The organism is Pseudarthrobacter sp. R1 (assembly GCF_024494415.1).
In the GTDB taxonomy this organism is placed as follows: Bacteria; Actinomycetota; Actinomycetes; order Actinomycetales; family Micrococcaceae; genus Arthrobacter.
Genome location: NZ_JAMKFI010000039.1, coordinates 1 through 1,463, shown reverse-complemented (window position 1 = coordinate 1,463; position 1,463 = coordinate 1). Strand labels below are relative to the sequence as shown.

The window sequence follows — 1,463 nt, the reverse complement described above, 5'->3', positions numbered from 1 at the left end:
GGAGCAGCCATGACTGTTGGTCCGCGGGGTATTAGCCGTGATGAGATTCGGGAATTGGTGCATGAGTATTACGTGCAGCCGTACGGGACGAGGAAGGAATGGCTTGCCTCTCAGCCAGTGACGGAGTGGACGTTCCGGCGGTGGCGGAAGATGATTCAGGAGGGTGATCTCGACCGGAATCTGATTCCACGAGAGCATGGGAATATGGCCCGCACGAATGGCGAGTGGTCCGCGTTTGAGAAAGCGCGCGCCAAGGCGATCGCTGAACACCAGTCCGAAGTCGAACAGCTCAAGGGCCGTATCCGTGAACTTGAAGGCACGAATACAGCTTTGGGAAAAGCTATCGGGCTCTTGCACGAGTTGAGCGTGCCAGAGCCCGATACGGCCCAGACGAAAGATCCGAAAGGTTCATCGAAGCCGAGAACGTCCTCGTCCGGGAGCTGACAAAGCTCACCGGCTCGCAGCGTCAGGCCCTCGAGTTCGCCGGCGTATCACGCTCGACCTGGCACTACCGGCAGAATCCCCGCGAACGCATGCAGGACCCGCTCGGACAGTCCGAGCGCGCTTACCAGTCCCGGATCAGCACCAATGACCGTGACCGGATCACCGAATACATTCTGGCTGGCTGGGCCGACCAGGTCTCCGTTGACCATTCCTACGCGGCGGCGTGGGACGCGGGGGTGATGCTCGCTTCCCGCCGCACATGGTGGCGGGTCGCGGCCCAGATCGAGGATCAGATGCTGCGTCCCACCATTCCTACCAGGAGCGGGAACAAACGGCCCCCACGGGAGAAACCCGTGGTGATGGCCACCGGCCCGGGCCAGGTCTGGTCCTGGGACATCACCGATTTGTATTCGCCCTGGCGGGGAAAGGCGTTCAAAGCCTATTCAGTCCTTGATATCTATTCCCGCCACATGGTTGCCTGGCGGGTCGAGGAACGAGAAGCCGATCATCTCGCCGTGGAGATGTTCGAAACCGCTATCGCCCAACACGGCGCCCCGCGCATAGTTCACGCCGACTCCGGGCCGGCGATGCGATCAAACCTGCTCCGCGACACTCTCACCAGCCACGGCGTCGAGCTCTCCCATAACCGGCCCTACGTCTCGAACGACAACCCCTTCTCCGAATCCGGGTTCCGGACCATGAAGTACCGGCCCGGCTACCCCCGCGTGTTCAAAGAAGTCGAGACCGCCAGGGCCTACCTTGCCGACTACGTGCCCTGGTACAACACCCAACACAAACACTCAGGCATCGCACTCTTCTCACCCTCCCAGGTCCATGACGGCTCCTGGAAGGAACTCTGGAAAACACGCGACCAGGCACTACAGCGCTACTACGACAAAAACCCCGCACGCTTCCACCAGCGCCCCAGCACACCAACCCCCGCCAGCCACGCCGGCATCAACCTACCGGCAACAACAAAACAACCAACCCAATGACTCCACACAGCTTGACAGTCTGCG

At 61.2% G+C, this 1,463-nt stretch carries 2 protein-coding genes; both read left to right on the top strand.

Annotated features, from left to right (window positions below):
- Positions 1–444 (top strand): hypothetical protein (locus M8J71_RS22885; protein WP_256250162.1); only part of this gene is annotated, 444 nt, incomplete at its 5' end.
- An 89-nt stretch (positions 445–533) separates the two neighbouring features.
- On the top strand, positions 534–1,439 hold the full coding sequence (locus tag M8J71_RS22880) for a DDE-type integrase/transposase/recombinase (RefSeq protein WP_256250161.1): 906 nt from the start codon (positions 534–536) through the stop codon (positions 1,437–1,439).
- The last annotated feature ends 24 nt before the right edge of the window (positions 1,440–1,463 follow it).